The organism is Arcobacter sp. ISO1 (genome assembly GCF_058105185.1).
In genome coordinates, this window is the sequence record NZ_CM176573.1 from 1,662,762 (window position 1) to 1,679,270 (window position 16,509).

General features: G+C 26.2%; 16 protein-coding genes. All 16 read right to left on the minus strand.

The window, feature by feature from the left end; all coding sequences use genetic code 11:
- Positions 1 to 18: 18 nt before the first annotated feature.
- The 16 genes from AC2TY9_RS08220 to galE all read right to left on the minus strand — a co-directional run bounded on the left by AC2TY9_RS08220 (position 19) and on the right by galE (position 16,361).
- The gene (locus AC2TY9_RS08220; RefSeq protein ID WP_489776916.1) at positions 19 to 1,389 is read right to left on the minus strand and encodes a sugar transferase; all 1,371 of its coding nucleotides are present in this window, start codon (positions 1,387 to 1,389) and stop codon (positions 19 to 21) included.
- Positions 1,386 to 2,147 (minus strand): WecB/TagA/CpsF family glycosyltransferase, encoded by a 762-nt coding sequence (locus tag AC2TY9_RS08225; RefSeq protein WP_489776917.1) that lies wholly within the window; start codon positions 2,145 to 2,147, stop codon positions 1,386 to 1,388. The genes AC2TY9_RS08220 and AC2TY9_RS08225 overlap by 4 nt, the downstream gene beginning before the upstream one ends.
- A complete protein-coding gene (locus AC2TY9_RS08230; protein ID WP_489776918.1) occupies positions 2,140 to 3,333 on the minus strand; it encodes an O-antigen ligase family protein in 1,194 nt (397 codons plus the stop codon). Before AC2TY9_RS08230 ends, AC2TY9_RS08225 begins: the two co-directional genes overlap by 8 nt.
- Entirely contained in the window at positions 3,326 to 4,399 is a 1,074-nt protein-coding gene (locus AC2TY9_RS08235) for a glycosyltransferase family 4 protein (RefSeq protein WP_489776919.1), read from the minus strand. The genes AC2TY9_RS08230 and AC2TY9_RS08235 overlap by 8 nt, the downstream gene beginning before the upstream one ends.
- Positions 4,396 to 4,857 (minus strand): serine O-acetyltransferase, encoded by a 462-nt coding sequence (locus tag AC2TY9_RS08240; RefSeq protein WP_489776920.1) that lies wholly within the window; start codon positions 4,855 to 4,857, stop codon positions 4,396 to 4,398. The genes AC2TY9_RS08235 and AC2TY9_RS08240 overlap by 4 nt, the downstream gene beginning before the upstream one ends.
- Positions 4,841 to 5,350, minus strand: a complete 510-nt coding sequence (locus AC2TY9_RS08245) for an acyltransferase (protein WP_489776921.1) — start codon at positions 5,348 to 5,350, stop codon at positions 4,841 to 4,843. Before AC2TY9_RS08245 ends, AC2TY9_RS08240 begins: the two co-directional genes overlap by 17 nt.
- Positions 5,351 to 6,187, minus strand: a complete 837-nt coding sequence (locus tag AC2TY9_RS08250) for a glycosyltransferase (RefSeq protein ID WP_489776922.1) — start codon at positions 6,185 to 6,187, stop codon at positions 5,351 to 5,353.
- Between the two features lie 7 nt (positions 6,188 to 6,194).
- Positions 6,195 to 7,154 carry a glycosyltransferase family 2 protein gene (locus AC2TY9_RS08255; RefSeq protein WP_489776923.1) on the minus strand — a complete coding sequence of 320 codons (960 nt, stop codon included), beginning with the start codon at positions 7,152 to 7,154 and terminating at the stop codon, positions 6,195 to 6,197.
- Complete coding sequence (locus AC2TY9_RS08260; RefSeq protein WP_489776924.1) at positions 7,147 to 8,265, minus strand: polysaccharide pyruvyl transferase family protein; 1,119 nt, start codon at positions 8,263 to 8,265, stop codon at positions 7,147 to 7,149. The genes AC2TY9_RS08255 and AC2TY9_RS08260 overlap by 8 nt, the downstream gene beginning before the upstream one ends.
- Positions 8,262 to 9,557 carry a Coenzyme F420 hydrogenase/dehydrogenase, beta subunit C-terminal domain gene (locus AC2TY9_RS08265; RefSeq protein ID WP_489776925.1) on the minus strand — a complete coding sequence of 432 codons (1,296 nt, stop codon included), beginning with the start codon at positions 9,555 to 9,557 and terminating at the stop codon, positions 8,262 to 8,264. The genes AC2TY9_RS08260 and AC2TY9_RS08265 overlap by 4 nt, the downstream gene beginning before the upstream one ends.
- Positions 9,554 to 11,077 carry a lipopolysaccharide biosynthesis protein gene (locus tag AC2TY9_RS08270; protein WP_489776926.1) on the minus strand — a complete coding sequence of 508 codons (1,524 nt, stop codon included), beginning with the start codon at positions 11,075 to 11,077 and terminating at the stop codon, positions 9,554 to 9,556. Before AC2TY9_RS08270 ends, AC2TY9_RS08265 begins: the two co-directional genes overlap by 4 nt.
- 7 nt (positions 11,078 to 11,084) lie before the next feature.
- The gene (locus tag AC2TY9_RS08275) at positions 11,085 to 12,311 is read right to left on the minus strand and encodes a nucleotide sugar dehydrogenase (RefSeq protein ID WP_489776927.1); all 1,227 of its coding nucleotides are present in this window, start codon (positions 12,309 to 12,311) and stop codon (positions 11,085 to 11,087) included.
- Between the two features lie 323 nt (positions 12,312 to 12,634).
- Positions 12,635 to 13,036, minus strand: a complete 402-nt coding sequence (locus AC2TY9_RS08280; protein ID WP_489776928.1) for an FHA domain-containing protein — start codon at positions 13,034 to 13,036, stop codon at positions 12,635 to 12,637.
- Between the two features lie 68 nt (positions 13,037 to 13,104).
- On the minus strand, positions 13,105 to 14,331 hold the full coding sequence (locus AC2TY9_RS08285) for a nucleotide sugar dehydrogenase (protein WP_489776927.1): 1,227 nt from the start codon (positions 14,329 to 14,331) through the stop codon (positions 13,105 to 13,107).
- 89 nt (positions 14,332 to 14,420) lie between these two features.
- A complete protein-coding gene (gene galU, locus AC2TY9_RS08290; RefSeq protein WP_489776929.1) occupies positions 14,421 to 15,305 on the minus strand; it encodes a UTP--glucose-1-phosphate uridylyltransferase GalU in 885 nt (294 codons plus the stop codon).
- Positions 15,306 to 15,326: 21 nt separating this feature from the next.
- Complete coding sequence (gene galE, locus AC2TY9_RS08295) at positions 15,327 to 16,361, minus strand: UDP-glucose 4-epimerase GalE (RefSeq protein WP_489776930.1); 1,035 nt, start codon at positions 16,359 to 16,361, stop codon at positions 15,327 to 15,329.
- Positions 16,362 to 16,509 lie beyond the last annotated feature (148 nt).

Consider the following 16,509-nt stretch of genomic DNA (forward strand, 5'->3'; position numbering starts at 1 on the left):
AAATAAACTTTTCAAATACTATCTTGCCCCAACTTTATTTAAAACTACACCGACAGTTTTTAGAAGTATAACAAAGTCTTTCCATAGAGACCAGTTTTGTATATACCATTTTTCTAATTGAACTCTTTCATCAAATGGAAGTTCATTTCTCCCACTAACTTGCCAAAGTCCAGTGATACCTGGGTTTGCTTTTAGTATTGTATTTGCATTCGCTTCGCCCATTTTTTCTTTTTCTGTAACTAAATATGGTCTTGGACCTACAAAACTCATTTCTCCTTTAAATACATTAAAAATCTGTGCAAGTTCATCTAAAGAGGTTTTTCTTAAAATGTTCCCAACCTTTGTAACCCTTGGGTCATTTTCATACTTACAATATATCTCATAATTTTCAATTTCGTGAGGGTTTTCTTCTAGATAGTCTTTTAGAAGTCTTTCTTGCTCATCTTGCTCATACATAGTTCTAAATTTGTAGCACATAAAAATACTACCGTTTCTTCCTAGTCTTTTTTGTTTGAATAGTATAGGTCCTTTAGAGTCTTGATTTATGGCCAATGCAATAATTCCAACAATAGGCATGATAATAGGTATAAGTATAATTGCTAGAATAATATTATAAGTTCTATTTACATACATTCGATATTTACTTTTGAGTTTGTTCTCAAGTACAATTAGATTTGTTCTTGTATTTGTCATTTCATATAAATCAGATCCAGAAAATTGATAACTGTCAAATACTGGTATGAACATTACTTTTTCTTTTGACTCAATCTCTTTTTCAAGTTTTTTTCTAAGATCATTTACATTTTTATTATGAGAATCAATAAATACTAGGTCAGCTTCTTTCCTTTTTGATTTAATGTATCCTAAGTACTGATTTCCAAATATTTCTGTTTCTAAGTAGACATTTGTACTTAGTAGTTTTACACCTTTTTTCCAATATCCCATTCTAAATAAAAGTGGTTTTAGAAAAAGTTTTGTAAGTGGAATAAATATCATCATATAAAAGAATGAGTAAAATATTATTTCTGTTGGATAATTTTCTGTTTGATTTACAATAACACCAAAAGATAATACGGCTAAAAATGATAATATTAAAGATTTTATAATTTTTCTTGTTTCATGCCAGAAGTCAAACCTGTGAGTATAAATTCTTTCGTAGAAAAATAAAAAGGTTATAATGATGTAAGTAGGGTACATTTTTATGCATGAATTCAAAATATTACTAAAAACTATTACTTTATCATTAAATATTGCATCAAATATAAAACAGATAAAAAGAACCGCAAATATTACTAGAATATCTATTATAAATATAATTAATTCAGCGATAAATTCTCTAAGTTTTGGGTGTCGTTTTTTATGATATTCAGATGTATTATTTCCTGTCATTTTATATCCTTTTTTAAAAACTTGTATTTTAAATATTGTTTTATAAATAAAATTATAAATAAGCTATTTGTTATAAAGTATCTTTTCCATAATCTTTTTGGATCTTGAATTAGTCTATATAACCACTCTAAAGAATAGTCTTGCATCCATTTTGGTGCTCTATCTTTAACACCTGCATAAACTTCAATAGCTCCACCAAGTCCTATCATACATGAGTTGATTTTATTTTTGTGTTCACTCATCCATTTTTCTTGTTTAGGGCATCCTAATGCTACAAATACAAAGTTTGGATTGAAGTCATTTATCATAGAGATATCTGCTTTCTTTTCTTCCTCTCTTAATGTTCTAAAAGGTGGAGAATAAGACTTTATCTTAAGATTTGGATAGTCTTCTGATACTTTTTCTTCCATTTTTTCTAAAGTATTTTGTGCACCACCATAAACAAATATTTTCTTATCTTTTTTTTCACACTCTTTAAATAAATCTTCAATCAAATCCATACCAGCAACTCTATCTTGATGTATTCCATAAATAAACTTGATAGCCTTTGCAAGCGGCATACCATCTGGCGTAGCTATATCTGCACTATTTACAATATCACAAAAAGCTTTGTCTAAATAAGCTTCTATAGTCATGTGTACATTTGATATACAAATATATGATGAGGTTTTATCTTCTGATAATGTATTTATATTGCTTATAAAGTTATCATAAGAACCAATAGAGATATGTGATTTTATTATCTTTTTCTTATTCACAATATTCCTTTTTATCTTTTATATAAAGTAATGAAATTCCTAATGCTAGTATTACATCTGATAGAAAAAATCTTTCACCTTGAACTAGCATTGAAATTAAATAACCTAAAAATAATGCAAAGGATAATTGATAATATTTGTGTTTTCTTCTTGAGTAAATAAATACAAATAAATAAGAAAAAAAAGCTAAAAAAAGAAAAACACCAATCATACCATTGATTTGTAGTACATCAATAAAGCCATTATGTGCATAAATTCTTAATCCTACATCTTTTTCCATTTTGTCCATTGCGTATTCTTTGCCTAGACCAATAAAAAATACATCTATATCTTCTTCGTACCAATTTTCGATTGCATTTTTTGCAAATTTTGATCTTCCTGAATCTAAACTGGATTTATTATATTTATTTTCTCCAACAACTCTCATTTGAAGAACTTTAGATTGGTTATAGTATATAATAGCACTTATTATTAATATTGTTAGAGGAACGAAAATTTTTAGATAAAATTTTAATCTTTTATTGATAAATAATAAATATGATGAACCTATAAATATTATTGCATATCCTAATCTTGCAAAAGTCTTTATTTCAGCAATTAATCCAATGATAATTAAAATAACAAAAAATAGTTTTTTATAATTGCTTTTTTCTTTTTGAATAGCATAAACAAGAATTATAATAGAAAAACCTATTGCACTTGCAGCATAATGTGAATTATCAAATATACCATTAAAGCCAAATCCGACTAGTCCAAAACGTTTTAAATCATAGCCTTCAGTTAATGATTTCATTAAATTCAGCAAGAAAGGTATTGCACTAATAATTGTGTAACAAGAGATAGTAATTAAAATTTTAAGTAAGTTGATCTTTTTCTTTTCATATAAAATTTTAAAAAAATGAGAAAATAATACTACATATAGACTTTTTAAAACTTCACTTATTGTTGATATAATATATGAAAAAGAAGAGAATGAAATAAAATTTTTAATACTATATAAATATCCAAATATCATATATTTTTGAATTCTTTCTTTTGTACTAAGAAGAATATATATAATTATTAAAGATAAAAGACTAATCTTCCATAGTACTGCAATTTTAACCCCACCAACTGTTTTTGATTCTATATAAAATAAAAAGAAAAATAAAGTAAAAAAAAATGAGTGTTTGAAAATACTATTCATTTAATAAATCTTCATAAATTTTTTTGAGATTTTCTGCATATGTAAAACAATTAAATCTTTTATTAATTAAATCTTTCGCATTTTCTAAAATAGTTAAGTCATTGTTTCTTATTAGATTAATAGCTTTGTCCATAGTATTAGTTAATTCATTAACATTGTCTTTTTCTATAATAAATCCAGAAATATTATTTTTAACAACTTCAGCCATTGAACCATCATTTGTGACAATTGGAATATTGTTTGTATTCATTGCTTCAAGTAAAGCAATAGGTAATCCTTCTCCATATAGTGAAGGTAATATAAAAATATCAGATTCTTTAAGAGCTATATCTTTGTCTTTTCCTGAAACAATCCCACCATACTTAAAAGAACTTTTTAGTATAGAAAGTTCATTAATAATTGTATTTTCTAAGGGTCCTGTCCCATATAGATAGAATTCAAAATCTTTTCTAATTTCATATAAATCTTTCATTGATTGGATTATTTGAATAATTCCTTTTGAATCAACAATTCTTCCTAAAAAAATAATTCTCACTTTTCTTATATTTTCTTTTACTTCAATATTACAAGGTATAACACAGTTTTCTAAAAAGGTAATTTTTTTTAGGTCTATATTATAAAGTTTATTAGTCAATTTTTTTTCATAATCACTCAATGTAACTATTTTATCTGCAAAATTAAAGTAAAACTTCAAAAATTGATTAAACAATTTACTTTCAGGTGGTGTAACTAAAAATTTACCACCATGAAAATGAAGTAAAACTTTTTTCCTAAAAATTTTTGCTATTAAAAGAAGTATAAAATCCCTACATACACCCATCTTATTTAATGGTGCATTTAGATGAAATATATCAATTTTATTTGTTAATAATGTTTTTATTAGTCTTAGAGGTAAATAAAACTGTTTTAATACCCAACTTAAATTTCTTCTTTCTTTATCCTGTTTCCCAACTTCAAAATGAGTATAGTTTAAATTACTTGTTTCAAAGATATTGTTAACTACAGAAGCAATTCCACTAACATTATTTTTAACATCTAACGATGGAGCAGTTATTAATATATTCATTTTATAGTCTTTATTAATTTTGCAGGATTACCTGCAATAATAGAGTTTGGAGGGAAGCTTTTTGTTACAATTGAACCTGCTCCAATTATGCAATTGTCTCCAATTTCTATATCACCAATTAACACAACATTACAACCTAAATCAACATTGTTTCCTATTTTAGGGCAAGGCCCATTATCAAACTTTGATCCTATTGTTGTGTTTTGCCTTAATGTAACATCATTACCCAGTATAGCATTTGCATTTATTACTATCCCTATACCATGATAGACATTTAAATTCTTCCCTATGATAGTTCTGTCTGGAATCTCTACAGACATTATAAATTCAATTAAAGTTTTGTAAAGAAATCTTATGGGAATTCCTATAAATCCCATAATTTTGTTTCCATGATTAACAAAATATGAAGAAAAGTAATAAAACTTTGTAATGAATTTAGTTTTAAAGTTTTGTTTCATTTGTTTCTTCTTTTCTATATTTTATGAGTTTTGCAGGATTCCCAATATAAACGCCATAAGGTTCAGTTTTCTTTGTAACAACTGAACATGCACCAATAACACATCCTTTAGATATATACGCATTTTTTAGTAATGTTACATTTGCTCCAATCCAAACATCATTTTCTATAATAATTTTTTTATCATTACCTTTTTTATGATGCCACATCTCTATACTTGTGTCATCAAATTTATGATCACCACCGATTATAGTTATATTAGGCCCAATCATTACATAGTTCCCAATTTTTAATCCCGCTCTACAAGATAAATGTGCACCTTCTTCTATAAATACATTATCTGCAAATTCCATATTCTCAGGCCAATATAATTTTGTTTTTGGACTGATTTTTACATTTTTACCAACTGATTTAAATTTTTTATAAAAATATAGTCTTTTTAAATAAGTTACTAAACCTTTTATATAATATTCTATTTTAAATAATATTTTCATTTAAGATCCTTTTATGATAGTTATCATATATTTTTTTAATAATTTTTTGCTATTTAGTGTGTACAATTTTTTTAAACCTATTTTTTTATTTAAATTTAATGTAATAATAGTTAATTGTGACTTTCTATGTTCCTTTTTCATTAGATACTTAAATTTTTTATAAAAGTTGAAATATCCTTTAAACTTTTTTCTAGAATTAGGATTTGAAATTCTATTTTGATTATGGTTTGCATAAATAATTTGTGTATATTTATTTAAAGATTTGGCTGGTCCATATTTCTGTATTAATCTAATCCACATATCATAATCTTGACAAGCAGTTAACTTTTCATCATAAAGCCCAACTTCTAATAGTCTTTCTTTTTTTACCAAAACTTGATTTCCTACTTCATTTTGATATAGCATGTCATCTAGTGTAATAATCTTTTTACCTTTTTGATATTTTTTTCTATTATGTGATAACTCAATAATATTTTTTGAAGTAATTAAAGAATATTTTTCATCATAATTATTAATTAGTAATTCAAGCCTATTTGGAGTAAATGCATCATCATCATCTAATCCTGCTATGAATTCTCCTGAGGAAGCTCTTATTGCACAATTCCTTCCCACATTTGCACCTCTTGGTTTGGCTTGTTTTAAATAGATTATATTTTTATATTTAGATTGATACTCTTTAATTATATCTTCTGTATTATCAGATGATGCATCATCTGCAATAATAATTTCAAAATTACTATAAGTTTGATCTAGTACAGAATTAATGGCTCTTGTTAATAGTTTAGCTCTATTAGAAGTTGTTATCATAACTGATATTAATGGTTTTTTTATTAGCATTAGTTTATTACCTTTTTAAGAAAGTGTTTTTTAATTCTTTTAAATATAAAAATATTTTATTTGGTATAATTATTAAAGTTATTAAAATTATCCTATATTTTATAGAAGTTTTATAGTTAAAGAAGTTTTTTATTGCTTGTTTTTTATTATTATTTTTTATATTTAAAAAGATAAATCTATATATTCTTAAATTCATATATTGTTTAAAATATTTTAATTTTTCTTTTTCTTTTATTTTTTTTTGATAATCATATAATGTCGTAATAGTTTTGTGTGGAGTCTTAACTAAAAAAGCTTTGTCTATAGTATTATTCTCAGTTTCAATTTTATATTGTGCACACACATTGTTATTATATGCAACATTATAAAGCATTGCTATTCTAATCCATACATTTGTATCTTCAGCGTATTTTTCACCAGGTATAAACCATATATTATTTTTTAAAAATATTTTTTTAGGTACACATATTGCAGATGTCCATGTTGGATTTATTCCCATTGTAATTGATTTAAAATAATTCGGAATTAATCCAATATAGTTTTTAGATGGGAGCCCTTTTACATCAATATCTTTTTTTTTGCCATTTTCGTCAATAAGTTCATACCTTGTAGCAAAAATTCCAGCATTTTTAAATTTAATAGTCATATTATAAATTGTTTCTAAAAAGTTAGGGAACCAAATGTCATCTGCATCCAGAAATACAATGTAATCAGAGCGAGAATTTTTTATTCCATTATTTCTTGCTACAGATACTCCTTGATTGTCTTGATAGATTAAATTTATTCTTTTATCATTAATTTTTTCTACAATTTTACTACTAGAATCATTTGAACCATCATTTATTATAATCATTTCAAAATCTTGAAATGATTGATTTAATACATTGTCTATAGTATCTTTAATATACTTCTCTTTGTTATATAATGGTATAACAACAGAAAAATATGGTTTAACTTGATTATTCATTTAAGCTTCCTATTAAAAACTTATATGAAATTTCTTTTTCTTTATTTAATATTTTATTTACATGCTTATAGTCTATAGTGGTCAGTTTTTTATTTTTTATATCATCAATACTAAATATTAGTCTATCTTTCAATCCTAGGAGATTAAGTAATGAAGTGAATCTATCTAATCCCCTTTTTTTATTACCTATTACTAAAAAATCCTTTTCAAAAATTATAGAAAAAAGCATACCATGAAATGAATCTGTAATTATGAATTTTGAGTTAGCAAAAGATGCTATCCATTCTGCTAAAGTATATAATTTATCTTTATTAAAACCTTTGATATGATTAATATACTCTGTTATCATACTTTTTTGCAAATATTCAATAATCTGTTTTTTCTCTATAGCTTCATCTAAAACATATGTTGTTATTTTGCTTTTTCTTATATCTGATACATCATATCTTGAAATAAAATCAATATAAAAATCTTTATTTTGTAATAGAGTAGGGTCTAAAACATTTATTACATTAGATACTTGAAAAGTATTTGCACATACTTTAATCCCAGATTGCTCTCTAGTAGATATTGCATGAAAATCTTTAAGTAATTTTGAAATATCATTAATATCATTATTACCTTCCCATTTGTCTTTTCCAAATGAAGCAGCATATGCAATTTTTTTTACTTTTTTATTAGGAGTAAAATCTAAAAAATAACTTTTATAAAATTTGTCATTAATATATTCTTTTCTCCATACTTGATCACTTCCTACAATTATAGCTTCAAAGTTTTCACTAGATATAAATGCTTCTAAGTCTTTTCTTGTGTATAGGTTTTTACTAATCTTAAATATTTCTTTTTCAATAGTAGGCCAATGAAAAATTTTGTGTTTTTCTTTCATTTGAGATCTATTTTTATGGTATTTTAAATTCTTAATGTCATGAAATGGAATTTTTGTTAAGATATTTTTAATAGCTTTTTTTAAAATTGAATCATCATCGTGATATCGTTTGTTTATTAAAGTTACATCATATCCATGTTTATTTAAAAATCTATATAATGCTATGGCTTGTAAAAAGCCTCCATAATTATCTAGTAGTGGTAATGTTAAAATACCTATTTTCATTTGATACCTTTTATTATTCTTTTTAATTTAGAAAAAGCTCGATAAGGTATATTTAGTATATTGATGACTTTTTGTATTTTTTCAGTTTTTTTAATAAGTGAATTTATTGTTAATTTATTTTTATGGTAGTTAGTATTACTAAGTTCTTGTATTTTTTTTCTATATTTAATTATCTTGTTTATTAAAAAATTGTTGCTACCAAAATAATAATTATTTTTATCTATTACTACTCTTTCTTGAGACTTAAAAACTTCTTCATGACTAATTTTTTTTATAATCATTTCTGAATCTTCTTTAAATAAATCTTCTATTTCATTAGTTCTACTAATTATAAAAGTGTGTCCTTTATAATCTTTTATATATTTAGGCAACCATGCATCCATCAATACAATATCAGTGTCAAGTGCAAATACATCGGTACAAAAGTTACAGGCATTTGGTGTAAACATTCTGTTTTTCCAATATAAAGAAGGGGTAGAACTCCATGTTAAAATTGAATCTTTACCTTCTTCATCCGTGAATTTAAAAGCATAGTCACTTGCAGGTTTTTCAGGCTGTTTAACTCTATATTGAACTTTTTGAATCTTTTTGTCTCCTAATACAAGTTTCCCCAATTCCTCTGTAAAATATTTACTTTTTTGTTGACCACAAACTAAACCGATTAAGTATTTAATTCTTTTTCTCAGTTTACTATTCTTTTTTTGTGCAAGCCTAATAGCTTTTGCATAGCAAGGTAAAACTGTTATTGCATATGTACCATTGTTTTTTAGAATATAATTTATGACTTCTGATAAATCAGTTGGATAATATATTGATCCTCTTGTGTTAATTAGTTCTTTAGTATTATTAAAAACTGAAAATTTGAATAATTTATCTGAATTATTTTGGGATTCAACTGTAATAATATTATCTACTTTTTTTTCTTTTAATAGTTTAGTTAGTAGCCAGAATCCTGCACCTCCAGAGGCAGACTTTAATCGTTTTTCATCATTTATGTTATGAATTTCATAAGTATTAAGAAAATATCCTAAGTCATTATGAAAATTAATATTTTCAATATTAGAATATAGGTTATCTGCAATGCTCTTTTCATTTTCATTTTCTTCAATGAATGGACATACATCTAAACATAACGTACATTTATCTAAACAACCATCTTCTTCAATTGGCTCTAAATGGCCTTTATTATTAAAGTTCATTGTTAAAACATTTACAGGACAAATAGCATCACACATTCCGCATCCGATACATTTATCTTTTTCTACAACTGTAGAAATTATATTAAAACTCAATTTTGTCCTTTACGTTTAATTGGAATTAAATTTAATATTTTTGTTCTTTTTTCTTTGTTGAGTGCAATAAAGTAAGACAAAACAATTATTATAATTGTAGAAAATGGTATCACCATAAAAAACCTTGTCAAATTATTCTCTATATTAAAAAAAGTATAGAATAAAGTAGTAAATGAAATCAATGAAATAAGAACTATTGGTAAAATAGTTTCTATCAAAAAATTTTTTATTGAAATACCAATATATTTTTTTAGAAAAAATAATTCTATACTTATATGGAAAAACCAAATAAATAAAGAGACAATAAAAGGTGAGTATGCAGGATAGTTGTTTTCTAATAAAAAATATGAAATAGGAAGTGTCATTATCAATAGACTTCCTGCTGTTAGTTGAACATATTTTAATTTTGCAGTTGCATGTATTGCCATCACTAGAGGCCTTAATAAAGAGTAAAAAAGTCCATAAATTATCATAAGGAGAGTGAAAATATATGTATATTCTGGAATTTTAATAAGCCAAATTGATAGTATATATTCTAATTCAATTATTAAGGGTAGAGAAATTAACCATAATAAGAGAAATGCAAATTTACAATTTTCATAAATTAAATTATTAAGTTCTTCTAATTGATTAGTAGCATATAATTTAGTGATCTGAGGAGTTACAGCATTTTGAAAACTATTTATAATTTGAATAATTGCATTATAAAATTGCATACAAATTGCGTAAGCAGCATTTGCTATTGGTCCAAAATATAGATTTAATAAAATATTTATACCTTGTGTTGATATTAAGTTACCTAATATACCAAAAATATTCCAGCCTGAAAAAATCAACATTGATTTAAATATAGTTTTGTCATAAATAAGTTGAAAATGTGATTCTTTATAATTTCTAATACAAAAAATCTTATAAAATAACATTATTCCTATTGTAACCAATAATAATAATATAGAATATAATATAAGTTTGTCATGATTTACAATCAATAAAATGTATACTATTGATAATTTTAAAATAGCTTCTAATATACTTATATATGCAAAAACTTTCATTTTTTCATGCGCAATTATTAACGCATAATATGGAACTTGGATTACACTTACTGCAACCGTAATAATTGATGCTTGATAGACCCAAAAAGCCGCATTTATTCTATTAATAGGAATATTGATTTTATTATTAAAAAACCATAATCCTATTGTTTCAGCTAAAAGTATTATTATGATTGATAATAATATATGAATTGTGAGTGATGTTGAAAATGTTTTTTTTAGCCTTTCTTTATTTTCTTTACCTATTTCGTAATTTAAAAATCTTTGTGTTCCTGATGCTAACATTCCATTTAAAAAAGCTAACATTATTGTTATGCTGGCTATAACGTTGTATACCCCATAGTCAATAATACCTAATATATCTACAATCATCCGAATAGTGTAAAAACTTACTGCAGTTATGATTATCATTCTAGAGTATAAAAAAACTGTATTTTTAGCTATTCTTTTATAATTTACTTGCATTGTTTACTTAGTCATCACTGCTAAATAGATCTCTAGTGTAAACTTTGTCTTTAACATCAGAAAGGTTTTCATCAAGCCTGTTTGCAATTATCACATTTGATACTTTTTTAAATTCTTCAAAGTCACTTATAACTTTTGAATTAAAGAAATCATCTTCTTCTAAATTTGGCTCATAAATTACTACAGGAATACCTTTTGCTTTTATTCTTTTCATTATCCCTTGTATAGCTGAACTTCTAAAGTTGTCAGATCCTGTTTTCATTACAAGTCTATATATACCAACTGTTTTTTGTGTATGTAGATTGTCTGGGTTTTCAGGAGTAAGATTTAACTTCTCTATTATAGCGTTTGCTACAAAGTCTTTTCTTGTACTGTTTGCATTTACAATTGCTTCTATTATATTTGATGGTACATCTTTGTAGTTTGCAAGTAATTGCTTTGTATCTTTTGGTAAACAATACCCACCATATCCAAATGAAGGATTGTTATAGTGACTTCCAATTCTTGGATCTAATCCTACACCTTCAATTATTTGTTTACTATCTAAATCATGTGCTTCTGCATATGAATCTAATTCATTAAAATAAGCAACCCTCATAGCAAGATATGTATTTGAAAATAATTTTACTGCTTCTGCTTCAGTTGAATTAGTAAATAAAATATCAATGTTTTCTTTTAAAGCTCCTTGCTCTAAAAGCTTTGCAAAGGTTGTAGCTCTTTCAGACTGTTCTCCAACTATTATTCTAGAAGGATATAAATTGTCAAATAAAGCTTTTCCTTCTCTTAAGAACTCTGGAGAAAATATTATATTAGATGTATTAAATCTTTCATTTATACCTTTTGTATATCCAACAGGAATAGTTGATTTTATTACCATAGTAGTATTAGGATTTATCTCTAAAACATCAGCAATAACATACTCAATAGATTTTGTATTAAAATAGTTTGTTTCAGGATCATAATCTGTTGGTGTAGATATGATTACATAATCAGCATTTTTATAAGCTTCTTCTTTGTCTAAAGTAGCTTTAAAATTTCCTTCAAAAGATTCTGGATTTTTATGTATTTTAGTTAAATACTCTTGAATCTCTTTATCTTCGATAGGACTAATTCCATTGTTTATCATCTCAACTTTTTCTGGGATAATATCTAAAGCTATTACATCATTGTGTTGTGAAAGTAGTAGTCCATTTGACAGTCCTACATACCCTGTCCCTGCTATTGCTATGGTCATTGGTTTCCTTGGTAAAAAATAAGAGGATATTTTATCTAAACATTGTCTCAAAATAGTCTCAATTAATAATAAGTTTTAAAATTTAATTATTAATAAATAAAATAAGATATTAGTTTAATATAAAAAATAAGAGTATATTTTATCAAAATAAAGTTTCACTTTTGTTACAAGATGTATTAGATTTTATACAATTTTGTAAATTTGTTAGCCCGAGACTTATTTTGGATTATTAAACTAGTTCCCAAGCTCTAGCTTGGTAATTCATATGAGAGTATGCGTTCCCAACGATGACGTTGGGAACGAGGGAAGAAACTTGTTTAGGGCTATTGGATTTCTAAAAGTAAAAATTGAAACTCATAAGATGATTCTTTAGAACCAATTTTGATTTTATCCCCATCTTTGATCTCTTTTTTTGTGATTTTTCTGTTTCCACCGATTGTTTCATTGTTGATAGTTGTTCCATTCATACTACCTCTATCTATTACAAAAAAACTATTATCTTTTATTGTTATTTCTAGATGCTCTTTTGATATTTGAAGAAGTTCATCATTGTCTATAAGATATATGTCATTATTAGGTGTTGAGTTTTCATCAAAAAGTCTAAGTTTCACAAAAAAACCTCTGTCATTTTTACTAACTCTTGATTCTCTTCCTATTTTGTAAGGAAATCTTGAAATAGAAATCAGCTTTTCATTTGCAATAGATGTTTTTGCCTTTTCATTCATAGGAAATAATACTGCTCTTGGCACTATTGATTTTAGTATTTCTTTTATAATTTACTTGCATTGTTTACTTAGTCATCACTGCTAAATAGATCTCTAGTGTAAACTTTGTCTTTAACATCAGAAAGGTTTTCATCAAGCCTGTTTGCAATTATCACATTTGATACTTTTTTAAATTCTTCAAAGTCACTTATAACTTTTGAATTAAAGAAATCATCTTCTTCTAAATTTGGCTCATAAATTACTACAGGAATACCTTTTGCTTTTATTCTTTTCATTATCCCTTGTATAGCTGAACTTCTAAAGTTGTCAGATCCTGTTTTCATTACAAGTCTATATATACCAACTGTTTTTTGTGTATGTAGATTGTCTGGGTTTTCAGGAGTAAGATTTAACTTCTCTATTATAGCGTTTGCTACAAAGTCTTTTCTTGTACTGTTTGCATTTACAATTGCTTCTATTATATTTGATGGTACATCTTTGTAGTTTGCAAGTAATTGCTTTGTATCTTTTGGTAAACAATACCCACCATATCCAAATGAAGGATTGTTATAGTGACTTCCAATTCTTGGATCTAATCCTACACCTTCAATTATTTGTTTACTATCTAAATCATGTGCTTCTGCATATGAATCTAATTCATTAAAATAAGCAACCCTCATAGCAAGATATGTATTTGAAAATAATTTTACTGCTTCTGCTTCAGTTGAATTAGTAAATAAAATATCAATGTTTTCTTTTAAAGCTCCTTGCTCTAAAAGCTTTGCAAAGGTTGTAGCTCTTTCAGACTGTTCTCCAACTATTATTCTAGAAGGATATAAATTGTCAAATAAAGCTTTTCCTTCTCTTAAGAACTCTGGAGAAAATATTATATTAGATGTATTAAATCTTTCATTTATACCTTTTGTATATCCAACAGGAATAGTTGATTTTATTACCATAGTAGTATTAGGATTTATCTCTAAAACATCAGCAATAACATACTCAATAGATTTTGTATTAAAATAGTTTGTTTCAGGATCATAATCTGTTGGTGTAGATATGATTACATAATCAGCATTTTTATAAGCTTCTTCTTTGTCTAAAGTAGCTTTAAAATTTCCTTCAAAAGATTCTGGATTTTTATGTATTTTAGTTAAATACTCTTGAATCTCTTTATCTTCGATAGGACTAATTCCATTGTTTATCATCTCAACTTTTTCTGGGATAATATCTAAAGCTATTACATCATTGTGTTGTGAAAGTAGTAGTCCATTTGACAGTCCTACATACCCTGTCCCTGCTATTGCTATGGTCATTGCTGTTCCTAGTTTATATATTTGAGTTTGAGATTATACTAGAAGTATTTTGATTAACTAATAAAATCAAAATACTTCTTACTTATGAGTTATTTTTTAGTTTCTTTTTTTGGTTTAGTTTGTTCTTTTTCTTTTTTCTTTTCAAGTTCGTAAAAATAATTAGTAGCTTCCACAAATCCTTCTACAGAACCACAATCAAATCTTTTCCCTTTGAACTTATAGGCTAATACCATACCTTTTTTTGCTTGTTCACAAAGTGAATCTGTTATTTGCAATTCTCCATTCTTACCTGGTTTTGTTTTTTCTATTACTTCAAAGATTTCTGGAGTTAAGATATATCTTCCTATTACTGCTAGATTAGATGGTGCTTTATCATTATCTGGTTTTTCTACCATATTTGATACCATAAATACTCCATCTTCCATTGGCTTACCTTCAATTACACCATATTTATGTACTTGATCTTTAGGTACTTCCATACAAGCTACAATACAACATTTATATTTATTGTATAAATCAACCATTTGTTTTAAAATACCATCACCATCTGGGTTTACACAAAGGTCATCTGCAAGGATTACTGCAAAAGGGTTTTGGAATCCTACTAAAACATTACCTTTATAGATTGCATCACCTAAACCTTTCATTTCATTTTGTCTAGTATAAGTAAAGGTACAAGTTTCCATAATCTTTCTAATATCTTTTAAAAGATCTTCTTTAGAGCTTCCTTGAATTTGATGTTCTAGTTCATAAGAAATATCAAAGTGATCTGTTATTGCTCTTTTACCTCTTCCAGTAATTGTTGCCATAATATTACAACCAGCTTCCATTGCTTCTTCTACACCATATTGGATTAATGGTTTTGTCAATATTGGAAGCATCTCTTTTGGCATTGCTTTTGTTGCTGGCAAAAATCTCGTCCCATATCCTGCTGCTGGAAACAGGCATTTTGTAATTTCGTTTGGTGTTCTCATATATCAAATTCTCCTTGTTTTTTAGTTATATCCATTTGGATTTTGGCTTTGCCAATTCCATGAGTCTTTACACATTTGTTCTATATCTTTTTTAGCTTTCCATCCCAAAATCTCTTTAGCAAAACTTGGATCTGCAAAACATGAAGCAATATCTCCTGCACGTCTTTCTACTATTTTATATGCAATCTGTTTTTTAGAAGCTTTTTCAAAAGCTTTTACAACATCTAAAACTGAGTATCCATTTCCTGTTCCAAGATTGACTATTAGTGGTTTTGTATTTTTATCTTGTGAATTTAAAAAATCTATTGCTTTAACATGACCTTCTGCTAAATCAACAACATGGATATAATCCCTAACTCCTGTTCCATCAGGGGTATCGTAATCTCCACCAAATACAGATAAAAAGTCTCTTTTCCCTACAGCTGTTTGGGAAATAAATGGCATCAAGTTGTTTGGAATACCATTTGGGTCTTCCCCTATAGTTCCACTCTCATGTGCTCCAACAGGGTTAAAGTATCTTAATATAGCTATTTTAAATTCATTGTCACCTATGTATAAATCTTCTAAAATTCTTTCAATCATATATTTTGAAGTTCCATATGGATTTGTTGTTGCCCCAACTGGAAAATCTTCTTTTATAGGTGTAGTTGCAGGATCTCCATAAACAGTTGCAGATGATGAAAAAACTATTTTTTTACAATTGTTTTTTTGCATAACTTCAAGAAGTTTTTGAGTTCCACAAACGTTGTTATCATAGTATTTTAAAGGTTTTTCTACAGATTCACCAACAGCTTTTAATCCTGCAAAATGAATAACTGAATCAATCTTATATTTATCAAAAACCTCTTGTAGTTTATCTTTGTCTCTTATATCACCTTCAATAAAATCTATTGGTTTATTTATAATGTTTTCTACTCTTTTTAAACTCTCTTTTGATGAGTTTGAAAGATTGTCATATACTATAAAATCATAATTTGCATTGCTAAGTGAGATAAGTGTGTGTGAGCCAATGTATCCAGCACCACCTGTAACTAAGATTTTTGAATTTTCTTGCAAGAGTTTCCTTTAATAATTTTAGAAGTAATATTTTAGTGAAAATAAACTTATAAGTTATTGATTTTTTATACCCTAAACCAATTAGTTGCAAAGTAGTTACATTTGATGTGTTGTTACTATGGAGTTACTTTTGAGACTTCTTTGAGAC

Excerpts from the sequence above, each read along its gene's own strand:
- AC2TY9_RS08255 (WP_489776923.1), bottom strand. The coding sequence starts at position 7,154 with ATGAATAATCAAGTTAAACCATATTTTTCTGTTGTTATACCATTATAT.
- AC2TY9_RS08285 (WP_489776927.1), bottom strand. The coding sequence starts at position 14,331 with ATGACCATAGCAATAGCAGGGACAGGGTATGTAGGACTGTCAAATGGA.
- galU (WP_489776929.1), bottom strand. The coding sequence starts at position 15,305 with ATGAGAACACCAAACGAAATTACAAAATGCCTGTTTCCAGCAGCAGGA.
- AC2TY9_RS08230 (WP_489776918.1), bottom strand. The coding sequence starts at position 3,333 with ATGAATAGTATTTTCAAACACTCATTTTTTTTTACTTTATTTTTCTTT.
- AC2TY9_RS08250 (WP_489776922.1), bottom strand. The coding sequence starts at position 6,187 with ATGCTAATAAAAAAACCATTAATATCAGTTATGATAACAACTTCTAAT.
- AC2TY9_RS08220 (WP_489776916.1), bottom strand. The coding sequence starts at position 1,389 with ATGACAGGAAATAATACATCTGAATATCATAAAAAACGACACCCAAAA.
- AC2TY9_RS08245 (WP_489776921.1), bottom strand. The coding sequence starts at position 5,350 with ATGAAAATATTATTTAAAATAGAATATTATATAAAAGGTTTAGTAACT.
- AC2TY9_RS08235 (WP_489776919.1), bottom strand. The coding sequence starts at position 4,399 with ATGAATATATTAATAACTGCTCCATCGTTAGATGTTAAAAATAATGTT.
- AC2TY9_RS08275 (WP_489776927.1), bottom strand. The coding sequence starts at position 12,311 with ATGACCATAGCAATAGCAGGGACAGGGTATGTAGGACTGTCAAATGGA.
- AC2TY9_RS08270 (WP_489776926.1), bottom strand. The coding sequence starts at position 11,077 with ATGCAAGTAAATTATAAAAGAATAGCTAAAAATACAGTTTTTTTATAC.
- AC2TY9_RS08280 (WP_489776928.1), bottom strand. The coding sequence starts at position 13,036 with ATGAATGAAAAGGCAAAAACATCTATTGCAAATGAAAAGCTGATTTCT.
- AC2TY9_RS08240 (WP_489776920.1), bottom strand. The coding sequence starts at position 4,857 with ATGAAACAAAACTTTAAAACTAAATTCATTACAAAGTTTTATTACTTT.
- AC2TY9_RS08260 (WP_489776924.1), bottom strand. The coding sequence starts at position 8,265 with ATGAAAATAGGTATTTTAACATTACCACTACTAGATAATTATGGAGGC.